The sequence below is a fragment of the Cellulosimicrobium cellulans genome (genome assembly GCF_042723955.1).
GTDB lineage: Bacteria > Actinomycetota > Actinomycetes > Actinomycetales > Cellulomonadaceae > Cellulosimicrobium > Cellulosimicrobium cellulans_H.
The window spans coordinates 20,491-46,114 of sequence record NZ_JBHXIC010000031.1 but is presented as its reverse complement, the minus strand read 5'-3'; the positions used below and the strand labels follow the sequence as shown (position 1 = coordinate 46,114).

At 75.4% G+C, this 25,624-nt stretch carries 20 protein-coding genes; 9 read left to right on the top strand and 11 right to left on the bottom strand.

The annotated features are described in order from the left end of the window. Positions 1 to 69 precede the first annotated feature (69 nt). Complete coding sequence (locus ACFWH7_RS10715) at positions 70 to 2,217, bottom strand: bifunctional copper resistance protein CopD/cytochrome c oxidase assembly protein (RefSeq protein WP_378216489.1); 2,148 nt, start codon at positions 2,215 to 2,217, stop codon at positions 70 to 72. Positions 2,218 to 2,259: 42 nt separating this feature from the next. Further along, positions 2,260 to 2,757, bottom strand: a complete 498-nt coding sequence (locus ACFWH7_RS10710) for a PPOX class F420-dependent oxidoreductase (protein WP_378216488.1) — start codon at positions 2,755 to 2,757, stop codon at positions 2,260 to 2,262. A 247-nt stretch (positions 2,758 to 3,004) separates the two neighbouring features. Here ACFWH7_RS10710 and ACFWH7_RS10705 point away from each other — a divergent pair, with 247 nt between their 5' ends. The 7 genes from ACFWH7_RS10705 (at position 3,005) to ACFWH7_RS10675 (ending at position 9,653) form a co-directional block, all read left to right on the top strand. Then, positions 3,005 to 4,003, top strand: a complete 999-nt coding sequence (locus ACFWH7_RS10705; protein ID WP_378216487.1) for an AAA family ATPase — start codon at positions 3,005 to 3,007, stop codon at positions 4,001 to 4,003. A 32-nt stretch (positions 4,004 to 4,035) separates the two neighbouring features. Next, the gene (locus ACFWH7_RS10700) at positions 4,036 to 4,938 is read left to right on the top strand and encodes a DUF58 domain-containing protein (protein ID WP_378216486.1); all 903 of its coding nucleotides are present in this window, start codon (positions 4,036 to 4,038) and stop codon (positions 4,936 to 4,938) included. Further along, complete coding sequence (locus ACFWH7_RS10695; RefSeq protein ID WP_378216485.1) at positions 4,925 to 5,428, top strand: hypothetical protein; 504 nt, start codon at positions 4,925 to 4,927, stop codon at positions 5,426 to 5,428. The genes ACFWH7_RS10700 and ACFWH7_RS10695 overlap by 14 nt, the downstream gene beginning before the upstream one ends. After that, entirely contained in the window at positions 5,422 to 6,516 is a 1,095-nt protein-coding gene (locus ACFWH7_RS10690) for a vWA domain-containing protein (RefSeq protein ID WP_378216483.1), read from the top strand. The genes ACFWH7_RS10695 and ACFWH7_RS10690 overlap by 7 nt, the downstream gene beginning before the upstream one ends. 7 nt (positions 6,517 to 6,523) lie before the next feature. Next, a complete protein-coding gene (locus tag ACFWH7_RS10685) occupies positions 6,524 to 7,708 on the top strand; it encodes a vWA domain-containing protein (RefSeq protein WP_378216482.1) in 1,185 nt (394 codons plus the stop codon). Next, the gene (locus ACFWH7_RS10680; protein ID WP_378216480.1) at positions 7,705 to 8,748 is read left to right on the top strand and encodes a hypothetical protein; all 1,044 of its coding nucleotides are present in this window, start codon (positions 7,705 to 7,707) and stop codon (positions 8,746 to 8,748) included. The genes ACFWH7_RS10685 and ACFWH7_RS10680 overlap by 4 nt, the downstream gene beginning before the upstream one ends. A gap of 182 nt (positions 8,749 to 8,930) precedes the next feature. After that, on the top strand, positions 8,931 to 9,653 hold the full coding sequence (locus ACFWH7_RS10675) for a GNAT family N-acetyltransferase (protein ID WP_378216479.1): 723 nt from the start codon (positions 8,931 to 8,933) through the stop codon (positions 9,651 to 9,653). A 10-nt stretch (positions 9,654 to 9,663) separates the two neighbouring features. Here the strand turns inward: ACFWH7_RS10675 and soxR are convergent, their stop codons facing one another. Continuing rightward, the gene (gene soxR, locus ACFWH7_RS10670; protein WP_047231846.1) at positions 9,664 to 10,134 is read right to left on the bottom strand and encodes a redox-sensitive transcriptional activator SoxR; all 471 of its coding nucleotides are present in this window, start codon (positions 10,132 to 10,134) and stop codon (positions 9,664 to 9,666) included. Positions 10,135 to 10,294: 160 nt separating this feature from the next. Between soxR and ACFWH7_RS10665 the strand changes: the two genes are divergently transcribed. Beyond that, a complete protein-coding gene (locus tag ACFWH7_RS10665; RefSeq protein WP_378216477.1) occupies positions 10,295 to 11,326 on the top strand; it encodes an alcohol dehydrogenase catalytic domain-containing protein in 1,032 nt (343 codons plus the stop codon). Further along, positions 11,323 to 12,780 carry an MFS transporter gene (locus ACFWH7_RS10660; protein WP_378216476.1) on the top strand — a complete coding sequence of 486 codons (1,458 nt, stop codon included), beginning with the start codon at positions 11,323 to 11,325 and terminating at the stop codon, positions 12,778 to 12,780. Before ACFWH7_RS10665 ends, ACFWH7_RS10660 begins: the two co-directional genes overlap by 4 nt. Positions 12,781 to 12,909: 129 nt before the next feature. On the opposite strand, the gene ACFWH7_RS10655 is transcribed toward ACFWH7_RS10660, so the two are convergent. The 8 genes from ACFWH7_RS10655 to ACFWH7_RS10620 form a co-directional block, all read right to left on the bottom strand. After that, positions 12,910 to 13,773 carry a sirohydrochlorin chelatase gene (locus ACFWH7_RS10655; RefSeq protein ID WP_378216475.1) on the bottom strand — a complete coding sequence of 288 codons (864 nt, stop codon included), beginning with the start codon at positions 13,771 to 13,773 and terminating at the stop codon, positions 12,910 to 12,912. Beyond that, complete coding sequence (locus ACFWH7_RS10650; RefSeq protein WP_378216492.1) at positions 13,770 to 14,861, bottom strand: uroporphyrinogen-III synthase; 1,092 nt, start codon at positions 14,859 to 14,861, stop codon at positions 13,770 to 13,772. Before ACFWH7_RS10650 ends, ACFWH7_RS10655 begins: the two co-directional genes overlap by 4 nt. A 122-nt stretch (positions 14,862 to 14,983) precedes the next feature. After that, entirely contained in the window at positions 14,984 to 16,357 is a 1,374-nt protein-coding gene (cobA, locus tag ACFWH7_RS10645) for a uroporphyrinogen-III C-methyltransferase (RefSeq protein WP_378216474.1), read from the bottom strand. Continuing rightward, positions 16,354 to 16,803, bottom strand: coding sequence for a nitrite reductase small subunit NirD (gene nirD / locus ACFWH7_RS10640; RefSeq protein WP_378216473.1), 450 nt, complete (start codon positions 16,801 to 16,803; stop codon positions 16,354 to 16,356). Before nirD ends, cobA begins: the two co-directional genes overlap by 4 nt. Continuing rightward, the gene (gene nirB, locus ACFWH7_RS10635; RefSeq protein ID WP_378216491.1) at positions 16,800 to 19,451 is read right to left on the bottom strand and encodes a nitrite reductase large subunit NirB; all 2,652 of its coding nucleotides are present in this window, start codon (positions 19,449 to 19,451) and stop codon (positions 16,800 to 16,802) included. The genes nirD and nirB overlap by 4 nt, the downstream gene beginning before the upstream one ends. A gap of 356 nt (positions 19,452 to 19,807) precedes the next feature. Next, positions 19,808 to 21,634: an FAD-dependent oxidoreductase gene (locus ACFWH7_RS10630; protein ID WP_378216472.1), complete on the bottom strand. Its 1,827-nt coding sequence runs from the start codon at positions 21,632 to 21,634 to the stop codon at positions 19,808 to 19,810. Then, the gene (locus tag ACFWH7_RS10625; protein WP_378216490.1) at positions 21,631 to 23,931 is read right to left on the bottom strand and encodes a molybdopterin oxidoreductase family protein; all 2,301 of its coding nucleotides are present in this window, start codon (positions 23,929 to 23,931) and stop codon (positions 21,631 to 21,633) included. The genes ACFWH7_RS10630 and ACFWH7_RS10625 overlap by 4 nt, the downstream gene beginning before the upstream one ends. Positions 23,932 to 24,091: 160 nt before the next feature. After that, positions 24,092 to 25,585, bottom strand: a complete 1,494-nt coding sequence (locus ACFWH7_RS10620; RefSeq protein WP_378216471.1) for an MFS transporter — start codon at positions 25,583 to 25,585, stop codon at positions 24,092 to 24,094. Positions 25,586 to 25,624: the final 39 nt, after the last annotated feature.

The following is a 25,624-nucleotide window of genomic DNA, read 5'->3' as shown; positions in this document are numbered from 1 at the left end:
ACCTCATTTGCTCTTGTGTTTTTTTTTCAACACCTCCACATATTTTTCGTCCCCCCCCCGGGAAGGGGGTCAGTCGTCGCGCTTCGACATCTCGGCGAGCATGGCGTTGTACTCCTGGAGCTCGGCGTCGCCGTCGCGGTCGGCCTGGCGGTCGCTCCGCCGGGCCTCGCGCTCGTCGGAGCGTGTCCACATGACCGCGACCACGATGGCGAGGATGAGCGTCGGGAGCTCGCCGATGCCCCAGGCGACGCCGCCGCCGCGCTGCTGGTCGGCGATGGCGCTCGGGCCCCACTCGCGGCCGAGCAGGCCGAACCACTCGGGGACGAGCAGCACCTCGCCCGACGTCAGCGCGACGCCGAAGAACGCGTGGAACGCCATGGTCGCGAAGAGCAGGAGCAGGCGCTGCGGGTAGGGCGGCCGGTGCGGGCCCGGGTCGATCCCGACGAGCGCGTTGGCGAACAGGTACCCCGCGAGCGTGAAGTGCGCGAGCATCGCGAGGTGCCCGGCGTACGTCGTCAGGGCGTACTCGAACGCGGGCGTGTAGTAGAAGACGATCATCGAACCGGCGAAGTTCACCGCGGCGACGATCGGGTTGGCGAAGAACTGGCCCACGCGCGACGTCACGATCGCGAGCACCCACTCGCGCGGGCCGCGGGACCCGTCCTTGCGCGGCGGCACCGCACGCAGGAGCAGCGTCACGGGCGCGGCGAGCACGAGGAAGATCGGCACGACCATGGCCAGGATCATGTGCTGCACCATGTGCGCGCTGAACAGCACGTGGCCGTACATGGCCGGCCCGCCCGAGGTCACCCAGAAGAGGATGAGGATGCCGAGGCACCACGAGACCGTGCGTCCCACCGACCAGGAGTCGCCGCGCTTCGCGAGGCGACGCACCCAGCGCAGGTAGACGACGAGCGCCGCGACGCACGCGAACGCGGGCAGCAGGTCCCAGCGCCACTCGGTGAACCAGCGCGCGAGCGTCGGCTCGGGCGGCAGCGCGTGCCCCGTCACCTGGTACGCGGCGGAGGTGTCGAGCGGCTCCTCCTGCGGCACCGGCGGCGCGGTCGACCCGAGCGCGACGGCGACGCCGGACACCGCGCCCATGATCGCGAGCTCGACCGCGACGAGGCGCCAGAACAGCCAGCGCGTGCCCTCCGCGGCGGCGCCCTTCGCGCCCGTGGACGACGACGTCGCCGCCTTGCTCGACGAGCCGTTCGACGAGGCCTTCGCCGCGGGCTTCGAGGAACCCTTCGACGAGGTGCGGTCGGCGCCCGGCCGCGCGACCGCCGTCGGGCCGGAGAGCCGCCGCACGACGAGCTCGCGGTGCGCGAAGCCCACGGCGCCGAGAACCAGCAGCAGCGCGAGCTTGGTCAGCAGGAGGATGCCGTAGTCGGTGGTGAGGCCCGCGAGCGTGTCGACGCGGATGCTTGCGTTCGCGATCCCCGAGACGGCGACGGCGACGTAGCACCACAGCGCGATCGCGGAGTACCGCGCGACGGACGCCGCGAAGTCCGCGCGGCCCAGCCCGCCGCGGACGCGCACGACGGCGAGCGTGCCCAGGCCACCGACCCACAGCGCGGCGCCGGCCAGGTGGAGGAACATCGAGGAGACCGCGAGCTCGTGGCTGACCGCGCCCGCGGCGTGACCCGTGTTGGCCTGCATCGCGATCGCGACGAGCGCGAGCGCGGCCGTCCACATCGCGCCCGTCGCGCTGCGCACCGCGAGCGCGGCGGCGGACGTCAGGGCCGCGACGACGATGATCGCGAGGTAGTTGCGCCCGAGGCTGACCTGCGAGACGAACAGGCCGAGCTGGTCGCCGAACGTCGGGCCCGTGATGGGCGTGCTCGAGATCGAGGAGTAGCGCAGCACGACCTGCACGACCGACAGCACGGCCCACGTCGCGGCCGACGCGCCCGCGACCCCGAGCGCCTTGCGGACCGGCATCCCGGCGGGCAGCACGCACGCCGCGAGGACGAGCGAGCCGAGCGTCAGCGCGACGGAGAGCTCGGTGAGGACCGTGACGACCGGGGTGCCGAGGCGCGCGAGCGCGCCCGGGTCGGGGAAGCCGGCCGGGACGGTGAACGCGGCCGAGAACGCGCCGGCGGCGAGCACCGCGACGACGGCGACGACGACGGCGAACGGTCCGGCGAGGACGAGCCACCACGGGTTCGCGGGTCGGGCGTCCGACGGCGCGCGGCGCAGGGCAGTCGTGGTCACCGGACCAGGGTATCGAGCGCGCGGACCCCTCCGGTCATCGCGTCACGGCTGCGGGAGCCGGGCCATCCCGTAGACCCGCGTCGCGCGCACGCGCAGCACCTGGCGGCGGTCGGCGACCATCGCGCGCCGGAAATCCTCCCAGTCGGGGTGCTCGCTCCCGGAGGCTGCGCGGAACGTGTCGACGAGCTCGTCGGCGGCGTCGTCGTGCGGGTCCAGCGCGACCGCGCTCAGCTCCGCGTCGCCCTCCACGACGGCGTAGCTCCAGAAGTCCTCGGCGCTCACCTGGAGCGAGACGCGCGGGTCGCGCGCGGCGTTGCGGGTCTTGGCGCGGTCGGCGGTGACGGAGACGCGCGCGACGCCCGCATCGGGGTCCCACGCGTAGAGGACGTTGGAGAGCTGGGGTCGCCCGTCCTTCTTGACCGTCGCGAGCACGCCCTGGTGGCGTGCGGCGACGAGCGCGAGGAGCGCGGGCTCGCCGAGCCCGGCAGCGGCGACGTCAGGGGCGGTGGCGTCGGTCGTGCCGACGGCGTCGGTGCTCATGACGACCCAACCTCCGGGCGCCCGCACGACATTCCCGACATGCGCGCGAGACGCTCCCCAGGGCCGGCCGTGCGGAGAACCGGTGGGGACCTCTCCCCACCCGGACCTGTGGACGACGCCCGGTCCGACGGGGGCCGCGCTGGCATACTGGGCCGGGTTCGCCGGGGGCTCGCGACGCTCCGTCCACCCTTCCGGCCGCGCACGGGACCACACCCGCACGACCCACGCACGACCCGGAGGACGATCGATGGCCGCAGGGCACGGCAGCATCTCGACGCAGGACCTCGACCGCGCGAGCCACCTGCTCAAGCGCGTCGGCCAGGTCTTCGACCAGCGCGTCGTCGGCCAGGACGCGCTGCGCACGGCGCTCGTCAGCTCGCTCCTCGCGGGCGGGCACATCCTGCTCGAGTCCGTGCCGGGGCTCGCCAAGACGACGGCGGCGCAAACGCTCGCCGCGGCGGTCGACGGGTCGTTCCACCGCATCCAGTGCACGCCCGACCTCATGCCGAACGACATCGTCGGCACGCAGATCTTCAACTACGCGACCGGCGAGTTCACGACCCAGCTCGGTCCGGTGCACGCCAACGTCGTCCTGCTCGACGAGATCAACCGCTCGTCCGCCAAGACGCAGTCGGCGATGCTCGAGGCGATGCAGGAGAAGCAGACGTCGATCGGCGGCGAGAACTTCGTGCTGCCGGACCCGTTCATGGTGCTCGCGACGCAGAACCCCATCGAGGAGGAGGGCACGTACGTGCTGCCCGAGGCCCAGATGGACCGCTTCCTCATGAAGGAGGTGCTCACCTACCCGACGCCGCCGCAGGAGCTCGAGATCCTCCAGCGCATCGCGACCGGGCAGATGACGCAGCCCCTCACCGCGCAGCCGATCTCGCTCGACGACGTCCGGTTCCTGCGCGGCCTCGTCGACGACGTGTACGTGGACGACTCGATCAAGCGCTACGTCGTCGACCTCATCAACACGACGCGCCTCTCCGGCCCGCGCCCGATCCCCGGCCTCGACCGCCACGTGCGCGTGGGCGCGTCGCCGCGCGGCGGCATCGCGCTCATGCGCGTGGGCCAGGCGCTCGCGATCCTCGCGGGCCGCGCGTACGTCATCCCGGACGACATCAAGGCCGTCCGCTACTCGGTGCTGCGGCACCGCCTGGTGCGCACGTTCGACGCGCTCGCGAACAACGTGCCGCCGGAGCAGCTCGTGGACGCGGTGTTCGACGCCGTCCCGACGCCCTGAGCGACCCCCTCACCTTCTCGAGAGAGCACCACGTGCCCGACGTCTCCCGTCTCGCCCAGGTCCGGGCCCGGCTCGACCTCCCGGTCGCGCGCCGGGCGTCCGGCCTGCTCGAGGGACGGCACCGGTCGGTCTTCAAGGGGCACGGCCAGGACTTCGACGACCTGCACCTCTACGCGCCGGGCGAGGACGTCGGCGACATCGACTGGAAGTCGTCGGCGCGCGCGGGCCTCCCGATCATCCGCCGGTTCGTGCGCGAGTCGAACCTCAACCTCGTGCTCGTCGTCGACACCGGCCGCACGATGGGCGCGACCGCCCCGAGCGGCGAGACCAAGGCGGAGATCGCGAGCTTCTGCTGCGCGCTCGTCGCGTACCTCGCGCGCGACCGGGGCGACCGGGTCGCGCTCGTCGCGGGCGACGCCCGGCGGCTCGTCCAGCTCCCTCCCCGCGCGAGCACGCAGGACCTCGAGGTGCTGCTGCGCACGGTGGAGGACCTGTGGCGGCCCGACGCGCCCGCGAGCGACCTGGGTCGCCCGCTGGACCGCGCCCGGTCCGCGTTCCGGCGCCGCTCGCTGATCGTGGTCGTGACCGACGAGGCGCGGCCCGCGGCCGAGCACGAGCAGCTCCTGCGATCGCTGCGTGTGCGCCACGAGGTCATGGTCGTCCAGGTCGCGGACCTCTCCCCCGTCGGGGCGGGCGCGGGACCGCACGCCACCGGCGAGGTCGCGGACGTCGACGGGACGCTGCGCCTGCCGGCGTTCCTGCGCGGCCGGGCCGCGCTCGCCGAGTCCGCGGCCCAGGCCCTCGCCACGCGGCGGGCCGAGGTCGCGGACCGGCTGCGCACCCTCCAGATCGAGGGCGTGCTCGTCGAGGGTTCGGACGACGTCGTGCAGCGGTTCGTCGAGCTCCTGGGGAGGCAGAAGCGTGCCCGTCGATGAGCTCGTCGACCCCGTGGGCTACTCGGGGTGGTGGACCGTCCTGGGGATCGTGCTGGTCCTCGCGGCGGCCGCCGTCGTGTTCCTGGTCGTCTGGCTGACGCGCGCGAGCGCGGCGGAGAAGGCCGCGCCGCCCCCCGCGCCCCTGCTCCCCACCGGCCCCTACGACCCGTACGCGTCGCTGCGCGCCGAGTACGAGCAGCGGCTGGACGCCGTCGCGGAGCGGTTCCGCGCGGGCGAGCTCGACGAGCGCGCCCTGCACCTCGCGCTCTCGGCCGAGATGCGGGGCTTCGCCACGGGCCGCCTCGGGCAGGACGCGTCGTCCATGACGCTCTCGGAGATCCAGCAGATCGGCGAGGCCGGACGCCTCACCCAGGTCATCGCGCGGTACTACCGGCCGTCGTTCGCGGACCACGACAACGACCCCGCGGCCCGCTCGACCGACGCCGAGGACTCGATCGACCGCGCGCGATCGGTGGTGCGCGGATGGTGAGGCACGCGCTCGCGGCGAGCACGGCCGTCGTCCCCGGGCCGCAGGGTTCGTCGATCCTGTGGCCGTGGCTGTGGGGCGCGCTCGTCGTCGCCGTCCTCGCCGCGGGCGCGGTCGCCTGGTGGCTCGCCCGGCGGCGCCGGGCGCGCGACGTCGACGCCGACGTGCTCTGGGTCGCGAACTCCGAGTACCTCGCGCGCGTGCCCGCGTTCGCCGCCTGGGTGCGGCGCTACCGCGTGCTCCAGGGGCTCACGGCGGCCGGCCTGCTCGTCGCGGTCGTCGGTGCAGGGGCGGTGGCGGCGCGGCCGGTCGAGACGGACGTCGTCGTCGACCGGCTCGGCACGCGCGACATCGTGCTGTGCCTCGACGTGTCGGGCTCGATGATCGAGTACGACGGCGCGGTGCTCAAGGTGTTCCAGGAGCTCGTGGACAACTTCGAGGGCGAGCGGATCGCGCTGTCGATCTTCAACTCCTCGTCGCGCACGGTCTTCCCGCTCACCGACGACTACACGCTCGTGCAGGAGGAGCTCCAGGCCGGGATCGACGCGCTCGACAAGGACCCGTCCACGTTCGACTACACGGGCGGGTCGGACGACGCCGAGATCCTCGAGTTCGCGCAGTTCACGGCGGGCACGACCGCGAACCTCTCGGGCGCGAGCCTGATCGGCGACGGGCTCGCGAGCTGCGCGCTCCAGTTCGACGCGGAGGAGACCGAGCGCTCGCGCTCGATCATCCTCGCGACCGACAACTACGTCTCCGGTGAGCCCATCTACACGCTGCCCCAGGCGGCCGACCTCGTCGCGTCGCGCGACATCACGCTGCACGGGATCTTCGGCGGCTCGCAGCGCTACGAGGGCACGCCCGAGGAGAGCGAGTACCGCAGCACGGTCGAGGACGGCGGTGGTCTCTACTTCCTCGCCGACGACCCGGCCGCGGTGCAGGGCATGGTCGACGACGTGGTCGCGCAGCAGGCCGTCGAGCTCGACGCGTCGCCCGAGGTGATCGTCACGGACCGGCCCGCGGGCTGGTTCCTCGTCGCGGTCCTCGGCGTCGCGCTGCTGCTCGTGGTCGCGTGGCGGGTGAAGGAGTGACGGGCCGATGAAGCTCGCCGGACTGACGCTCCAGCCGCTCGTGCCCCTGTGGGCGCTCGCGCTGCTCGTGCTGCCGCTGCTCGGCCTCGCCGTGTGGCAGGCGGTCGTGGCCGGGCGCCCCGGGCCCGACGGCGCCCCGCGACCCGGCGCCCCGCGCGCGGCCTGGCTGCGCCGGACCGGCGCGGTGGTGCTGCTCGGCATCATCGGGCTCGCGCCGTCGGTCGCGTCGACGGACCGCGACACGTCGGTCGCGAACGTCGACATGTTCTTCGTCGTCGACCGCACGGGCTCGATGGCGGCCGAGGACTACGGGCCCGAGGGCGGCCAGGAGCGCCTCGACGGCGTGCGGCACGACATCGCGAGCCTCACCGAGGCGATCCCGGGCGCCCGCTACTCGATCATCTCGTTCGACTCCCAGGCCTCGCGCCAGCTCCCCCTGACGACGGACGCGCGCGCGATCACGTCGTGGGCGGACACGTTCCACCGCGAGATCACGCGGTACTCGCAGGGATCGCTCACGGACCGGCCCCTCGACGAGCTGCGGTCCGCGCTCCAGGGGTCCGTCGAGCAGCACCCGGCGAACGTGCGCCTCGTCTTCTTCCTCACCGACGGCGAGCAGACGGCGGAGGGCGAGCCGCGCTCGTTCGCCGAGCTGGCCCCGCTGGTCGACGGCGGCGCGGTGCTCGGCTACGGCACGGCCGAGGGCGGGCGCATGAAGGAGTACGACCCCGACGTGGAGCCCGAGGACGCGGAGTACATCATCGACTGGTCGCAGCCGAGCGAGGACGGCGAGCCGGTGGAGGCGTTGTCGATGCTCGACGAGGAGTCGCTCGCCGCGCTCGCGGACCAGCTCGGCGTGCCGTACGTGCACCGGCAGGAGCCGTCCGAGACGGCGTCGCTCGTCGCGGGCGTCGACCCGCAGCAGGTCGCGGCCGACGGGCGACGCGACGTCACGGCGTACCGCCCGGTGGTCTGGCCGTTCGCGCTCGCACTCGTCGCGCTGCTCGGCCTCGAGGCGTGGTTCTGGTCGCGCTCGGCCAGCCGCTCGCTCGTGCGCCCGACGGCGCCCCGGCCGTCGGCGACCGGCGGACCCGTGCCCGACCCGGGCGCAGGAGAGCCGGACGGGCAGGGCGACGGCGACCGACCGCCGTCGGGCACGCCCACGACGGACCGGGTGGAGGTGCGCCGATGACCTGGACCCCGCACCCGACACCGCCGACCGGCACGCGCAAGCCGCGCCCCACCGGCGTCGCCGCGCTGCGCGCCGCGCGCCTGCGCCGCCGCACGTGGTGGCTCGTCGGGACCCTGCCCGTGGTCCTCGCGCTCCTCGTCCTCGGGGTCAAGCTGGCGCTCCTCGCGCCGATCGCCGCGACGGGCAAGGACCGCTACGACGGCGGGGAGGCGACGACCGCGGCGGACTACTACGGGATCCAGCGGGTCCTCAACATCGTCGAGCCGTGGAAGGCGCACTACAACCACGGGACGGCGCTCGCCCGGTCCGAGGACTCGTGGGCGCTGTACGACGCGATCACGTCCCTCGACCGCGCGTACGACCTCGCGGAGCACGAGTCGCCCGAGGAACGCTGCATGATCCAGACGAACCTCTCGCTCGCGTACGAGATCCAGGGCGACGGCGACATGGCGTACGCGGACGACAAGGCGGCGGAGCTCGCGCTCGTCGAGGAGGCGATCGCCGCCCGCGACGCCGGGCTGCCGTACGACGAGGAGATCCTCGACCCGTACGGCGACGGGAGCGAGGAGCCCGACCCGGAGGAGCTGCGCCAGGACGTCCAGGACTGGTACGAGTACGCCGAGCAGGAGTACGCGACGGCCGAGCAGATCCGCGGCTGGCCCGACTGCGGGGAGTCCGAGCAGACCCCCGAGCAGGAGGAGCAGAACGAGGCCGCGCAGCAGCGCCTCCAGGACAAGCAGCAGCAGGCGCAGGACTCCCAGCCCGAGAACCAGGGCGGCGGCGACACGCAGGAGGGAGAGGGCTCCGAGGGCGACGAGCAGTCCGAGGCCTCGGGTGGCGAGGGCTCCGAGGGCGAGGACCAGCAGAGCCAGGCCGAGCGCGAGGAGCAGCAGCGCCAGGAGGAGCTCGAGCAGCAGGGCTCCGAGGCGCGCGACGAGCAGGAGCGCCTCGAGCAGGAGTACCGCGACCTCTACGGCGACCAGCCCGGCACCGGCAGCGACCCGGGCGACGGCAGCGGGAGCGGCACCAAGAACTGGTGACGGCCCGGCCTCGTCCGCGTCCGCGGCGGACGCACCAGCGCGCGGCCCGCGCCGGGCCGCGCGCGGCGATCCCGGACCCCAGGAAGAAGCGCGGGTACGCGCGCGTTCGCCCTGGAGGACACGCACGGCCGGACGACCGTGGCGACGGCACGGCCCCGGGCGACCGGGCGAGGAGGAGCACGATGACCGCGACGAGCACGCAGACCGACGCCACCGGCGTCGACGACGCCGCTCTCGACAACCCGTCGTGGAGCGCCCTCACCGGCGCCCACGCGCACCTCGCCGAGGGCGACGACCTCGTGCGCCGGTATCCGGCCGACGTCTCGCCCATCACGGGCGTGCGCTCGTGGGACGAGCCCGGCGTGTGGGAGGCGATCGCGGCGCTCGTCGGGCCCGGCGGCCACTTCTCGGCGCCGCCCGAGGGCGTCGACCCGCCGGACGGCTGGACGCTCGAGTTCCGCGTCGAGGGCGTCCAGCTCGTCGAGACCGATCGCCTCGTCACCCGGCCCGACCCGGAGGCGGTCGTGCTCGGCGCGGCTGACGTGCCGGACATGCTCGCGCTCGTCGAGCGGAGCCGCCCCGGGCCGTTCGAGGCGCGCACCTACCTGCTCGGGCGCTACGTCGGCTTCCGGGACGACGACGGCCGGCTCGTCGCGATGGCGGGTGAGCGCCTGCAGCCCGCCGGCTGGACGGAGATCAGTGCCGTGACGACCGACCCTGCGCACCGCGGTCGTGGTCTCGCGTCGCGCCTGGTCCGCGACGTCGCGTTCCACGTGCAGGAGCGCGGCGACCGCGCGTTCCTGCACGCCGCGGCCGAGAACACCGGCGCGATCGGCGTGTACGAGCGGCTGGGGTTCGCGCTGCGCCGCCGCCCGAGCTTCGGCTCGGTGCTCGCGCCGGCCTGACGCCCGGCGCTCAGTCCTCGATCCCGTCCACGAGCAGCGTCCGTGGGCCGGGGCCCTCGTCGGCGAGCGCGTCGTGCGGGTTGACGAGCACGCACTTGCGCAGCGACAGGCACCCGCAGCCGATGCAGTCCGTGAGGTGGTCGCGCAGGCGCGTGAGCTGCTCGATGCGCGCGTCGAGGTCGGCGTGCCACCCGGCCGACAGCCGGTGCCAGTCCTTGGCGGTGGGCGTCCGGTCGCCGGGCAGCGTCGCGAGCGCGGCGCGGATGCGCGCGAGCGGGATGCCGACGCGCTGCGACGCGCGCACGAACGCGACCCGGCGCAGCGTCTCGCGCGCGAAGCGCCGCTGGTTGCCGGGGGTGCGGCGGCTCGTGATGAGCCCCTCGCGCTCGTAGAAGTGCAGCGCGGACACCGCGACGCCGCTGCGCGCGGCGAGCTGGCCGACGGTGAGCTCGTCGTTCGGGGACGGGGCGTCGTCGGGCACGCGGTCTCCTCGCCGGACGGCCGCGACGACGACGCGCCGCGGGTGCTTGACCTCAACATTTGTTGAGGTTCGAGACTAGCAGGGCGCGCCCGGACCGGGTCGCGTGCCGTCGCTCCGGCGCGGCCCTCAGCCGACGCCGAACCAGACCCGAGGAGCACCAGTGGACGCCATCCGCCTGCACGCGTTCGGACCGCCCGAGAACCTCGTCCTCGACCAGGTACCCGACCCCGTCCCCGGACCGGGTCAGGTGCGCGTCGCCGTCCGGGCGCACGGCGTGCACCTGCTCGACACGACCCTGCGCCGCGGTGAGGCCACGGGCGGCCCCCTCCCGCTACCCGCCCTGCCCACGATCCCGGGACGCGAGGTGGCGGGGGTCGTGGATGCCGTCGGGCCTGGGGTCGACGCCGTGTGGCGCGGGCGACGGGTCGCGGCGCACCTCGGCGCGACGCCCGACGGCGGCGGGTATGCGCGCCTGGCCGTCGTGCCCGTCGAGGCGTTGCACCGCGTCCCCGACCACGTCACCGCGCCCGACGCGATCGCCATGATCGGGACCGGCCGGACCGCCGTCGGCATCCTCGACCTGGCCGAGCTCGACGCGTCCGACGCCGTGCTCGTCACGGCCGCGGCCGGCGGGCTCGGCACGCTCCTCGTGCAGAGCGCGCTCGCGGCCGGGGCGCGGGTCGTCGCGCTCGCGGGCGGTCCGGAGAAGGTCGCGCTCCTGCGCTCGCTCGCCGGGGAGGCGCACGCCGACCGGCTCGTGGTGATCGACTACCGGGCCGACGGCTGGCTCGACGAGGCGCGGTCCGCCGTCGTGCGGTACGCCCCGGCCGGGGCGACGGTCCTGCTCGACGGCGTCGGCGGCGACGCCGGCACGGACGCCGCCGCGCTCGTCGCACCCGACGGGCGTCTCGTGCTCTTCGGGTGGTCCGCGGGCGCACCGAACCGCGCCGGTGACGTCGACCACGACGCCGGGAGATCCGGGGCCGCGGCGGCGACCCACGACGTACGGTGGGCCGTGGGACCCCGGGCCCGACCCTGGGGAGACCTGTTCGAACTGCAGGAGCGCGCGCTCGCGCTCGCGGCGGACGGGACGTGGCACGTCGTCACGCACCAGGTACCCCTCGCGGAGGCGGCGCGCGCCCACCGCGAGCTCGAAGCGCGCGCCACCACCGGAAAGGTCGTTCTCGTATGACGGCGGACCCTCGCACCGACGCCGACGCGCCGGTGCACGGCACCCCCGACGCCCCCACCGAACCCGCCGCCGTAGCGCTCTCCCCCGGGACGCAGCGCACCGTGCTGTTCGGCATGGTCGCGTTCGTGTTCCTCGGCGCGTTCGAGGCGCTCGCCGTCGCGACCGCCATGCCGACCGTCGCCGTCGAGCTCGACGGCCTCACCCTGTACACGCTCGCGTTCGCCGCGTCGCTCGCCTCGAGCGTCGTCGGGATGGTCGCGTCCGGTCGCTGGAGCGACCGCGCGGGCCCGACGACGCCCCTGTGGACGGGCATCGGGCTCTTCCTCGCCGGCCTGCTGGTGGCCGGGCTCGCGCAGGACATGCTGGTCCTCGTCGCCGGCCGCGTGCTCCAGGGCGTCGGGACGGGCCTGTACATCGTCGCGCTCTACGTGCTCGTCGCGCGCGTGTTCCCCACCGACCGGCGCCCGAAGGTCTTCGCCGCGTTCGCCGCCGCCTGGGTGATCCCGTCGATCGTCGGCCCCGCGATCGCCGGGCTGGTCGTGGAGCACGTCGGGTGGCGCTGGGTCTTCCTCGCGGTCCCGGTCCTCGCCGTCCCGGCGCTGATCCTCATGCGGCCCGGCATGCGCGCCGCCCGCGGCTCCACCCCGGACGACGCGGCTACCGCTGTGCCCGACGACGCCGAGTCGCCGCTCGACCGGACCGCGCGCCAGGCGTCGCTCACGTGGGCGGTCGTGGCCGCCGTCGGGATCGGGGCGCTCAACTACGCGGGCCAGCTCCGCGGGCTCGGGCTCGCGGCTCTCCTCGTCGCGTCGCTCGCCGCCGTCGCGCTCGCCGTCCCGCGGCTCCTGCCCCGGGGCACGACCCGCGCCGTGCGCGGCCTGCCGAGCGTCATCGCGATCCGCGGCCTCGTCGCCGCCGCGTTCACCGGCGCCGAGGTGCTGCTCCCGCTCCTGCTCTCGCACGAGCGCGGTCTCGCGCCGTCGCTCGCGGGCGCCGTGCTCACGTTCGGTGCCGTCGGCTGGTCGACCGGGTCCTGGCTCCGCGGCCGCGCGACCTGGGGGCTCCAGCACGCCGGGTACGTGCGCCTCGGCGGGACGCTCGTCGCGCTCGGCATCGGTGGCGCGGCGCTGCTCACGTGGACCGCCGTCCCGCCCGTCGTCGGCATGGTCGCGTGGACCCTCGCGGGGCTCGGAATGGGCATGACCCACCCGACGCTCTCGGTGCTGACGCTCGAGCTCTCGCCCGTGGCCGAGCAGGGCGCCAACTCGTCCGCGCTCCAGGTGTCCGACGCCGTCGCCGCCGCCACCGCGCTCGCCGTCACCGGCTCGCTCCTGTGGGCCCTGCACCCGACGCTCGGCCTCGCGTCGTACGTCGTCTGCTTCGGCGTCACGGTGCTGCTCGCGGCGGGCGTCGCCCTCCTGGCCCCTCGCACCCGCCCGACCCTCACGAGGTAGCAACCCGATCAGGCGAGAAGGACCCGTGGCCCCGCAAGGGAGAACCCTGGTCGGTCGAAGGAGAACCGTGGTCACGCGACCCGGGTCCTCTCTCGACCGACCAGGGTTCTACCTCGAACGACCAGGGTTCTACCTCGGCGGGGCGAGGGTGGCCGCGGCGGTGGCGTAGCGGTCGAGGACGATCGCGGTGAGGCGGGCGTCGGGGGCGAGCGGGGCGGTGACGACGTCGCCGCCCGCCTCGAGGACGCGGTCGTAGAAGAAGCCCGGCGCGAGGAGGTAGGCCGCGACGACGACGCGCCCGCCCGGGGCAAGGTCGGCGCGGGCGGCGGCGACGGCGTCGGGCACGGAGGGCTTGGCCATGGCGCCGTAGCCGACCGTCACCGGGCCAGGCACGCGCTCGCGCAGGGCCGCGGCGAGCTCCTCGACGTCGCGCGCCGCGCCGGGACGGCTGGACCCGGCAGCGGCGAGCACGACGGCGTCGCCCGGACGCACCCCGACCTCGCCCAGCCGCTCGGCGAGGAGGTCGGCGAGCCGCGGGTCCGGGCCGAGCGGCGAGGCCGCCGCGGCACGACCGGTGCCGGGGCCACGGTCCTCGACCGCCGTAGCGACGTCGACGCTCACGTGGAAGCCGGCGGACAGCAGGAGCGGCACGACGACCGCGTCGCCCGGCTGCGCGCCGTCCGCGACCGAGGCGCCGTCCGGCGCGGAGCCGTCCGGGCCGTCCGTCGCCGCGGACGGGTCGACGACCGACGTCACGACGTCCGCGACCTCGGGCTGCTGCACGTCGACGAACGCCTCGCGGACGTCGAGGTCGGGGCGCGCGGCGCGCACGTCGTCGAGCAGCGCGCGGATCACGTCACGACCCGTGAGGTCGCTCGTGCCGTGCGAGCAGCCGATCAGCACGGGCGCGGCGCCGGGCCTCCCGCCGTCGGCAGCCTCCGGCCCGGGGTCGGACGACGCTCCCGAGGGAAAGGCCAGGATCTCCGCGCTCATGCGAGCTCCAATCGGTATCCGCGCTTGACGACGGTCTTGACGAGGTCGCGTCGGCCGGTCGCCTCGCGCAGGCGGGCCACGGCGACCTCGGCGGCGTGCGGGTCGCGCGAGTCGCCGGGCAGGACGTCGAGCACGTCGTCGCGCGTGACGACCTCGCCGCGGCGCGCGGCGAGGAGGCGCAGCACCTCGAGGCTGCTGGGCGAGAGGGGCAGCACCTCGCCGTCGAGCACGGCGACGCGCGAGCGGATCTGGAGCACGCCGGCGACGGTCGCGAGCGCGACGGTCTCGGCCTGCTCGTAGTGCGCGACGAGCGTGCGCACGAGCGCGCCGAGCCGCCCGCGCTCGGGCTGGAGCGGGGTGACGCCGCGGTGCTCGAGCGGCTTCGCGGTGATCGGCCCGACGGCCGCGGCCACCATGGCCCCGTCCTGGAACCGCGACACGACGAGTCGGCCCACGCCGTGCTCCTCGGCGGCGCTCAGCCACGCCTCGGCGCCGGGTGCGGAGGTGAACACGACGGCGTCGATCTCCCCGACGGCCGCGGCCTCGACGGACGCGCGCAGCGCCTCCGGGTCGGGCGGCGGTCCCCAGCGGTAGACGACGAGGCTCGCGACCTCGGCACCCGCCTCGGCGAACACGACGTCGAGGCCGTCCGCCCCGGCGCCGTGGTGCTGCACGGCGATGCGCAGCCCGGCGACGCCCTCGCCGAGCAGCACGTCGGCGATCTCCGCGGACGTCTCGGACTCGGCGACCCAGTCGGCGGTGAGTCCCGCGGCCTGGATCGCACCGCGCGCCTTGGGCCCGCGCGCGACGATCCGGGCGTCGGCGAGCACCTCGAGCAGGCGGTCCGCGAGGCCGTGCGCGTCCGCGGCCTCGACCCAGGAGCGGAAGCCGATCCCGGTCGTCACCACGACGACGTCCGGCGGGTGCTCGACCAGGTCGCGCGTCCCGGCGAGGAGCTGCTCGTCGTCCGCGTGCGGGATCATGCTCAGCGCAGGCGCGTGGCGCACCTCGGCGCCCCGGCGTTGCAGGGCGGCGGCGAGCTCGCTCTTGCGGCGGTCGGCCGTGACGAGCACCGTGCAGCCGGCCATGACCTGGCCGAGGGCGGGGCGGTCACAGGGCTCGGACGCCAGATCGACCCGGGCGTCCGGGACCGACCCTCCGTGGGTCGACGTCGCGACGGGCGGGTCGATCTCGGTGCTGCCCGTGCCGGTCACGCGACCGTCGCCGGGTCGAGCCGTCCCTCGGCGGCGACGTCGCCCACCACGATGATCGCCGGGGCCCGGACCCCGACCTGGGCGGCGCGCTCCACGACCTCGCCGAGCGCGGCCCGCGTGACGCGCTGGCGCGGCGTCGAGCCGCTCTCCACGATCGCGACGGGCAGGGCGGGGTCGGCCCCGGCGCCGAGGGCCTGGGCCGTGATGCGTGCGAGCTGCGAGACACCCATGAGGACCACCAGCGTAGCCGTGCGGTCGCGCACCCCGGCGAGCGCGGCGGCGTCGAGCCCGTCGTGCCCGCTGATCACGTGGAACGCGGCGACCGTCCCCCGGTGCGTGAGCGGGATGCCCGCGAGCGCCGGCACGCTCAGCGCGCTGGACACGCCCGGCACGACGTCGACGGGCACGCCCGCCTCGCGGCACGCGATGACCTCCTCGCCGCCGCGCCCGTAGACGAACGGGTCGCCGCCCTTGAGCCGCACGACGCGCCGGCCGCGCTGCGCCTGCTCCACGAGGATCGCGTTGATCTCGTGCTGCGGCACGGGGTGGTTCCCGGGCGTCTTGCCGACGTCGATCACCTCGACCCCGGGCGCGAGCTCGTCGAGCACGTCGACCGGCCCGAGCCGGTCCGCGACCACGACGTCCGCCTCCGCGAGCGCTCGGCGACCCCGGACGGTGAGCAGGTCGACGGCGCCCGGTCCGCCGCCCACCAGCGTCACGCTCCCGAGCCCGCCGGACGCCGGGCGGTGACGCCGCTGGTCGGCGCCGCCGGAGCGCAGGTGCTCGGCGATCGCGTCACGGACGGCACGCGCCCGCCGCGGGTCGGCGCCGCGCCGCTCGGCCGGGCCGTCAGCAGCTCGTCGCTCCCGGGCGAGACCTTCCACCGACAGGTGCGTCGCGGGGACGTCCGTGACGACCCCGACGAGCACGTCGCCGCTGTGGGTCGTCGCAGGCGTGCGCGCGGTGCCCTGGTGCGCGGCCCCGGCGTTGACGCACCAGGTGCGGCGTGCTGCCGCCCACGCGGCGACGTCGCGGTTGGTCCCCGAGTCGTCCGTCGCCGCGAGCACGAGCCACGCGTCCTCGACGTCGGACTCGCGGACCTCGCGCGGCGCCCAGGTGACGCGGCCGCCCGGCCCGACGCCGCCGTCGGGCAGCCGCTGAGCCGACGCCGGGGCCGGGCCCGGCCCGAGGAGCGGGGCGCGCAGCGAGGCCGCGACGAGGTCGCGCAGGTCCTCGCAGACCTGGGGCGCGACGACGCGGACGTGCGCGCCGTCGTCGGCCATCGCCCGCGCGCGGCGCGCCGCGACGGGACCGCCACCCGCGACGAGGACCGTGCGCCCGGCGAGGTCGAGGCCCAGGAGCGTGGTCACGGCGCACCGTCCTGGGCCCCGGATCCGGCACCGGCCTCGGCCACGACGCGCGGCCGGGCGCCCACGTGCACGACGCCGTCGCGCACCTCGACGGGCCACGTCGCCAGGTGCGGGGCGAGGCCCTGGACGGGCACGTACCCGGCGGCCTCGAGGCAGCGGCCGGTCGCGAGGTCGAAGACCTGCTTGTACATGGGCCCGGCGACGGTGGGCACGCCGCCGCGCGTGCCGACGATCCCGCGCGACATGACGTTCGCGCCCGAGTACGGATCGCGCTGCTGCACGACGCGGACCGTGTCGTCGGGGAGGCGGAACAGCGCGACCTGCACCCCGCCGACGAGGGCGGCGGCACCGCGCTCGACGAGGAGGTCGCGCAGGAGGCAGACACGCTCCCACTCCGCGGTCGCCGACGCCGCGGGACCGACCTGCTCTGCTGACGCGACGCTCATCGACGGACCTCCAGGGTCGTGCCGGCGATCACCACGGGGCCGGCGGGGACGGTGGCGAGACCCGCGGCGCGGGCCTCCTCGAGTGCGGCGCGCTCGTCCGCCGTGGCGGGCCGGATCTGGCCGCGCTCGGTGACGTACGCGAGGTCGGGGTCCGGCTCGGCCGGTGCGTTGACGAACGAGCCGAAGCGGCGCAGCTTCTCCGGGTCCTCGAGGACCGCGCGCCACTCGTCCTCGTAGTCGCCGACGTGGCGGGCCATCGCGGCGTCGAGGTCGGCGCCGAGGCCGAGCGAGTCCTTGACGATCACCTCGCGGATCGCGTCGAGGCCGCCCTCGTAGTCCTCGACCCACGCGGCCGTGCGCTGGAGGCGGTCGGCCGTGCGGACGTAGTACATGAGGAAGCGGTCGATGGTCCGGACGAGCGCCTCGTCGTCCAGGTCCTCGGCGAGGAGCTGCGCGTGCCGCGGCGTGAACCCGCCGTTGCCCCCGACGTAGACGTTCCAGCCCTTGTCCGTCGCGATGACGCCGACGTCCTTGCCGCGCGCCTCCGCGCACTCACGGGCGCACCCCGAGACGCCGAGCTTGATCTTGTGCGGCGAGCGCAGGCCGCGGTACCGGAGCTCGAGCTCGACGGCCATGCCGACCGAGTCCTGCACCCCGAACCGGCACCACGTGGACCCGACGCACGACTTCACCGTGCGCAGCGACTTGCCGTACGCGTGCCCCGACTCGAACCCGTGCTCGACGAGCCGGCGCCAGATGTGCGGGAGCTGCTCGATCCGCGCCCCGAACATGTCGATGCGCTGGCCGCCGGTGATCTTCGTGTAGAGCCCGAAGTCCTTGGCGACCTGGCCGATGACGAGCAGCCCGTCCGGCGTGATCTCTCCCCCGGGGATGCGCGGGACGACGGAGTACGTGCCGTCCTTCTGCATGTTCGCCATGACGTGGTCGTTCGTGTCCTGCAGCGTCGCCTGCTCGCCGTCGAGGATGTGCCCGTTGCCGAGCGACGCGAGGATCGACGCGATCGTGGGCTTGCAGATGTCGCAGCCGCGGCCGGCGTCGCGCACCAGCACCGCACCCTGCGTGTCGGTGACGGGCTCGGGCACCCGACCGAACCGCCCGACGATCTCGCTGAACGTGTGCAGGTCCGCGACGCGCACCGCGTCGAAGAGCTGTGCGCGCGAGAGGTCGAAGTGCTCGCACAGCGCGTTCGAGACCTCGACCCCGGCCCGGGCGAGCTCGGTCGTCGTGATCTTCTTGACGAGCGGCAGGCACGACCCGCAGCTCGTCCCGGCCCGGGTGCACGCCTTGACGCCTGCGAGGTCGGTGCACCCGTGCTCGGTCACCGCCCCGCGGATGGTGCCCGCGCTGACGTTGTTGCACGAGCAGACCGTGGCGGCGTCGGGGAGCTCGAGGCTCGGCGCCCCGCCCCCGGACCCCTCGGGGAGGAGGAACAGCCCCGGGTCGCCCGGGAGCTCCGTGCCGAGCATCGGCCGCAGCGACGCGTACGGCGCGGCGTCGCCCACGAACACGCCGCCCAGGAGCGTGCGCGCGTCGTCGGAGAGCACGAGCTTCTTGTAGACGCCCGCGACCGGGTCGGCCCAGACGAGCTCCATCGCGCCCTCGGTGCGGCCGAACGCGTCGCCGAAGCTCGCGACGTCGACCCCCTGGAGCTTGAGCTTGGTCGCCGTGTCCGCGCCGGGGAACGTCGCCTCGCCGCCGAGCAGGCGGTCCGCGACGACCTCCGCCATCGCGTAGCCCGGCGCGACGAGGCCGATGCAGCGGCCCTCGATGCACGCGACCTCGCCCACGGCCCACACGTGCTCGTCCTCGGTGCGGCACGCGAGGTCGACGACGGCGCCGCCGCGCTCCCCGATCGCGAGCCCCGCCGCGCGGGCGAGCTCGTCGCGCGGCCGCACGCCCGTCGCGACGACCACGACGTCCACGTCGAGCCGGCCGCCGTCGGCGAAGTCGAGCCGGCCCACGTGGCCGGTCTTGCGGGAGACCTTCATCTCCTTGGTCCCGGTGCTGCAGCGCACGGCGATGCCCATGCCGTTGATGAGGCGCTTGAGCGCCTCGCCGCCGCCGAGGTCGATCTGCGCGTCCATCATGTGCGTGCCGAACTGGATGACGGTGGCCTGCGCACCGAGCGCCTTGAGCGCGCCCGCGGCCTCGAGGCCCAGGAGGCCGCCGCCGATGACCGCACCGCGCACCGGACGCTCCCAGCCGCCTTCGGTCGTCGCGGTCCGGCGCTTCTCCTCGACCCACCCGCGCAGGGCCGCGACGTCGTCGATCGTGCGGTAGACGAACACGCCCGGGAGGTCGTTCCCCGGGATGGGCGGCATCGCGGCGCTCGACCCCGTCGCGAGGACGAGCTCGTCGTACGCGTGCACGCGCCCGAGCCGGTCGGTGACGGTCTGCGCGTCCCGGTCGATCGACGTCACCGCGCAGTCGCGGTGCAGCGTGACCAGCGGGTCGTCCCACAGCGCCGGGTCGCCGAGCGTGAGCTCCTCGGCGTCGCGCGCCGAGAAGTAGCTCGTCAGCGCGACGCGGTCGTACGGCTTGCGCGGCTCCTCGGCGAAGAGCGAGACGCGCCACGCGCCGTCGGTGTCGCGGGCGCGCAACGCCTCGACGAGCCGCTGGGCCACCATGCCGCCACCGACGACGACGAGGTGCCGGGGAGCGCCCGGGGCGGTGACTGCCGGGGTGGCGGGATCGGTCTGAGGTCCGGTCACGGCGGGCTCCTGGGTGGATCGGGGGCGGGAGGCCACCTCCCCGGCCCGCCGACCGGGTGGTCCCCGGGGCCTTCCGGGAAGGCACGATCGACGCTACGGACGGGCGGTTTCGCGACCGTGCCCCGTCCGTTGCCCGTCAGTAACGGTCTTCTCACCCAGGACCGGGTCCCCGTGTGAGAAGGCCGCGCACGGTTCGGCAACCGACACCGGTGATCGGCACCTCGAGCCGCCGACCGGCGCACGAGGTACCGATCCGCTCCGGGGGTGCCGACCTAGCGCGCTGCCTCCACCCGTGCCGCTCCCGCGTCGGTGGGCTGGTCCGGGTCGGCCTTCGCGAGCCAGTCGACCAGGCCGCACACGACGTCCTTGCACCCTCCGCAGCCCGTGGTCGCGCGCGTGGCCCGCGCGACGTCGTCGACGCTCCGGGCGCCGTCGTGCCAGCAGCCCACGACGTCGCCCTTCGTCACGCCGTTGCACGTGCAGACGGTCGTGCGGTCGGGCATGTGCGTCGGGGACGACGCCGGGGCGGGCGCCTGCGCGACCGGGCGCAGCAGCAGGTGGGCCGGGTCGGTGGGCACGGGCACCCGCCGCGTGTAGGTCGCCGTGAGGTCGGCGCCCACCTCGGGGGCACCGACGCACGTCGCGCCCACGAGCAGGCCGTCCGCGACGACCACCTCGACGTGCCGGCCCGACGCCGGGTCGCTCAGCGTCACGGAGCGGTGCGCGGGGTCACGCGTCCGCCGCTCGCCGCACACGCCCATCGTCACGATCTCGAGCCCCGCGGCCTTGACGCGCACGACGTCGGTCCCGGCCCGCGGGCGCTCGTCGACACCGGGACTCCCCGGCCCAGCGGAGCGCGGACGGCCTGTCGACCCGGTACGGGCAGGCCGGGCGGCGGCCTCGGGGAGGTCCTGTGCCGACGGCACGGGCGACTGCCCGATCGGACGGGCGACGACGTTCATGGCGAGGCGCAGCGCCATGCTCGGCCGGTCGGCGTCGACCCCCAGGCGGACGCGCGGGCGGCCCGACGCCGCCCCCTGCGCGGCGCCCGACCTCCCCGCGCCGGGGCCCTCGTCCGCCGCGTGCCGTCCCGCGAGGTGCTCCGCGAGCCGGCGCGACTGGTCCCACCCCTGCGCGACGAGCCCGGTGCCGCCCTCGGGCGGCTGCGCGCAGTCGCCGATCGCGAACACGCGCGGGTCGTCCGGGCTCGCGAGGTCGGGCCCGACGACGACGCCCCGGTCGACCGCGAGGCCGGCCGCGCGCGCGAGCCCGGCCTCGGGCACCGTGCCGCACGCGAGCACGAGCAGGTCGGCCTCGAGGTCGACGAGCCGCGTCGCGCCGTCCTCCGCCCCCGCGGCGCCGCCCGTCGGCGTCGGCGCCGCGCCGGACGTCCTGCCGTCGGGCACGCGGAGCGTCACACCCCGCACGGAGCCAGCCGCCACGAGCACGCGCTCGGTGCGCGCGCCGGTCCAGGTGCGGACCCCGAGGTCCGCGAGGCTGCGCGCGACGACTCCCCCGGCGGCGCCGTCGAGCTGGCGGTCCATGACGCTCGACGCGCCGTGCACGAGGCTCACGGCGACGCCGCGGCGCGCGAGCCCGCACGCGACCTCGAGCCCGAGGACCCCCGCGCCGACGACCACCGCGTGCCGGGCGTTGAGCGACGCCGCGACGATCTCGCGCGCGTCGTCGAGCGTGCGCAGCGCGTGCGCGCCGCGCGGCAGTCCACCGGGCAGGTCGGTGAGGCCGGGCAGGTCGGGGATCCGCGCGGCGGCCCCGGTCGCGAGCACGACGACGTCGTACGGGTGCGCCCCCTCCCCCGTGACGACGCGGCGCGCGGCACGGTCGATCGCGATCGCCTCGGTGCCCCGTCGGACGCTCACGCGGGCGTCGTCCGCGCCGGGCAGCCCGATCGCCGCGACGTCGACCTTGCCCGCGACGACCTCGCTGAGCAGCACCCGGTTGTAGGGCTCGTACTCCTCGGCCCCCAGCACGGTGACCTCGACGGCCGCCGGCCCCGCGGAGGTCCCGCACCGTGCCACGAGGTCGCTCGCGAACCGCGACCCGACCATGCCGTTGCCGACCACGACGACGCGCGTCATGCGCCCACCTCCTGGGTGCCGGGTGCGCGCCGCACGTCCACGGCGCACACCTTGAACTCGGGCATGCCCGAGATCGGGTCGGTCGCGTCCGTCGTGACGCGGTTGACGCTGCCCTCCCCGCTCCAGTGGAAGGGCATGAAGACGGTGTCCGGCCGGATCCGGTCGGTCCACCGCGCGACGGCCTCGATCTCGCCGCGGCGCGTCGTGAGGCGGGCGCGGTCGCCGTCGCCGACCCCGAGGCGCAGGCCGAGGACCGGGTGCAGCTCGACGAACGGCTCCGGCACGAGGCGGTCGAGCTCGGGCACGCGGCGCGTCTGCGCGCCCGACTGGTAGTGCTGGAGCACGCGCCCGGTGACGAGGTAGAGCGGGGCGTCGGGGCGCACGTCGTCGCTCGGCCCGACGTGGTCGACCGCGACCATCCGCGCGCGCCCGTCCGGCGTGGCGAAACGGTCGAGGAACGTCCGCGGCGTGCCGGGGTGCTCGGCGCTCGGGACGGGCCAGTACAGCCCCGGGCCGTCGTCGTCCTCGTCCGCGTCGAGGCGCGCGTGGCTCAGGCCCGAGTAGTCGGCCACGCCGCCCGCGGAGGCGCGCGCGAGCTCGTCGAAGACGACGGCGGGGTCGGTCGGGAACTCGACGTCCGAGCCCAGGCGCCGCGCGAGCTCCGCGAGGATCCACAGCTCCGAGCGAACCTCGCCGGGCGCGTCGACCGCGCGACGGCGGCGGATGACGCGCCCCTCGAGCGACGTCATGGTGCCCTCCTCCTCCGCCCACTGCGTCACGGGCAGCACGACGTCCGCGAGCAGCGCCGTCTCCGAGGGCACCAGGTCGCACACCACGAGCAGGTCGAGGGCGCGCAGGTTCGCGGCGACCTGGTCCGCGTCCGGTGCGCTGACCACGACGTTCGACCCGTGCACGAGCAGCGCACGCGGGCGCACCCGTCCGTCGAGAAGTGACCTTCCGCCCCGTTCTTGCCCGGATCCGGGGCGGATACCCACTTCTCGATCGGCGGCTGTCCGGTGCGGGGCCCCGAGGGAGCGCAGCAGCTCGACGGCAGGCATCCCCGGGCCGGGGATCGTCGCCGGGTCCACGCCCCACACCGCGGCGACGTGCGCGCGCGCCGCCGGGTCGTCGATCTTGCGGTAGCCCGGGAGCTGGTCTGCCTTCTGGCCGTGCTCGCGACCACCCTGCCCGTTCCCCTGGCCGGTGATCGCGCCGTAGCCGGAGCCGACGCGGCCCGGCAGGCCGAGCGCGAGCGCGAGGTTGATCGCGGCCGTCACCGTCGCGGTGCCCTGCGACGACTGCTCGACGCCGCGCCCCGTGAGCACGTACGCGCCCGCGCCGCCGCGGGCGGGCGACGCCGCGGCGAGCAGCCGGGCCACGTACCGCAGCCGGTCGGCCGGGACGCCGCACACGGTCTCGGCCCGCTCTGGCCACCACGCCATGACGGAGCGCCGGACGTCGTCGAACCCCGACGTGCGCGCGGCGAGGTACTCCGCGTCCGCGAGCCCCTCCGTGACCACGACGTGCAGCAGCGCGAGCAGCACCACCAGGTCCGTCCCGGGCACGGGCTGGAGGTGCACGCCCTGGTCGCCCACCGGCCCCGCGCCCGGGGGCGGGACCAGGCGCCCGGGCGAGCGTCCGTCGTCGGGCACGCCGGCACGCTGCCCGACGACGTCCCCGGGCTCGCCCGTGAGCGCCGCCGTCGCACTGCGGCGCGGGTCCACGACGACGAGCCCGCCGCGCGAGCGCACGCCGGCGAGGTGCTGGACCGACGGCGGCATGGTCTCGGCAAGGTTGGACCCGAGCAGGACCACAGCGTCCGCGCCGGCGAGGTCCGCGAGCGGGAACGGCAGCCCGCGGTCCGCGCCGAAGGCCCGGTTGGCGCCCGCCGCCGCTGATGCCATGCAGAAGCGCCCGTTGTAGTCGATGTTCGCGGTGCGCAGCACCGTGCGAGCGAACTTGCCGAGCGCGTACGCCTTCTCGTTCGTCAGGCCGCCGCCGCCGAAGACCGCGACCGCGTCCCGGCCGTGCGCGGCCTGCACGCGCGAGATCCCGGCCGCCACGACGTCCAGCGCCGCGTCCCACGACGCCGGGTGCAGCGCGCCGTCGCTCCCGCGCAGCAGCGGGGTCGTGATCCGGTCAGACGCGCGGAGGACCGTCGCGCTCGTCCAGCCCTTCTGGCACAGACCGCCGCGGTTGGTGGGGAAGTCTCGGGGAGCGACCGTCACCGGGAGCAGGGCCGACGGTGCCGGGTCGTCCGAGGCGTGCCGTGCGCGGTCGGCCGGCGACAGCCGCATGCCGCACTGGAGCGCGCAGTACGGGCAGTGCGTGTCGGCCGCGCGCGGGGTGCCGGCGTGCGTGCCGGCGGCGCGCGCGGCGACGGCCGGCGCCGCGCCGGGGGCCTCGGAGATCCCCGGCGCGGCGGTCGTGGGGGCGGACGGCACTCGTGGCCCCCGCTCAGATCCCGGCCGACGCGAGCGCCGACCCCTTGCGCAGGTACACGGCCCAGGCGACGACCGCCATGACCGCGTACATCCCGATGAACACCCACAGGGCCGGGACGAGCGAGCCGGCGAGGCTCGTCGACGCCGCGAACCCGCGCGGGATGAGGAACCCGCCGAAGGCGCCGATCGCGCCGGCGATCCCGATGCACCCGGCCGCGGCCTTGCGGGCGCGGGCCCGGGCCTCGTCGAGCGCCGCCGCGTCGACCGCCGTCGGCCCGTCGAGCGCGCCGCCCGGGACGGCGCTCGCCTGGAAGACGGCCGGGATCATCCGGTACGTCGAGCCGTTGCCGATGCCCGTCGCGACGAACAGGACGAGGAACGACGCGAAGAACAGGCCGAAGCTGTGCGACTGGAGCGCCTGGATCGCGCCGAACGCCCCGAGCGCCATGACGCCGTACGAGGCGATGGTGACGCGCGTGCCACCCACCCGGTCCGCGATGACGCCGCCGAGCGGCCGCGTGACCGAGCCGACGAGCGCGCCGAGGAACGCGATCGAGAGCGTCACCTCGGGGAACTGGCCCTTGAGCAGCATGGGGAACGCCCCGGCGTACCCGATGAACGACCCGAACGTCCCGATGTAGAGGAACGAGATGATCCACGTGTGCTTGTTCCGCGTCGCGGCGGCGAACGACTTCGGGTCGGCCTTCGCGGTGGACAGGTTGTCCATGAACCGCCACGCGAGGAACGCCGCCAGCAGGATGAACGGGATCATCATGAGACCCGCGCGCTCGAGCGCGACGCCCGCCCCGGCGACGATGACGAGCGGCACCGCGAGCTGCACGACCGCCGTCCCCAGGTTGCCGCCCGCGGCGTTGAGGCCCAGCGCCTTGCCCTTCTCCCGCTCCGGGTAGAAGAACGAGATGTTCGCCATCGACGAGGCGAAGTTGCCACCGCCGAAGCCGGCGAGCGCCGCGACCGCGAGCATCACGCCGAACGGCGTCCCCGGGTCCTGCACCGCGACCGCGAGCGCCGCCGTCGGGAGCAGGAGCAGGAGCGCGGAGACCACGGTCCAGTTGCGGCCGCCGAACAGCGGCACCGCGAACGTGTACGGGATGCGCAGCGTCGCGCCGACGAGGCTCGGCACGGCGATGAGCCAGAACTGCTGGTCGACCGTGAACGTGAACCCGGCGGCGGGGAGCTGCGGGACGACGATCGACCACAGCGCCCAGACCGCGAACCCGAGGAACTCCGCGAACACCGAGATCCACAGGTTGCGCGTCGCGACCTTGCGGCCGCCGTCGCGCCAGAACGTCGGGTCCTCCGGGTCCCAGCGGTCGATCCAGCGACCCGAGCGGTGGGTCGGGGCGGCCGCCGTGCGACCGGCCGTCGAGGCGGTGGTCGCGCCCCCGGGAGCGGGGGCCTCGACGGTCACGGTGGGCGCGGGGCCGGAGGGGTGCTCTGCGGACTGCTCACCCTCGTGGGTGGTGGGGCTCGTGGGCGCGGACATGGCGGCTCCTTCAGCAGGTCCCGGTCAGTACCCAGGACG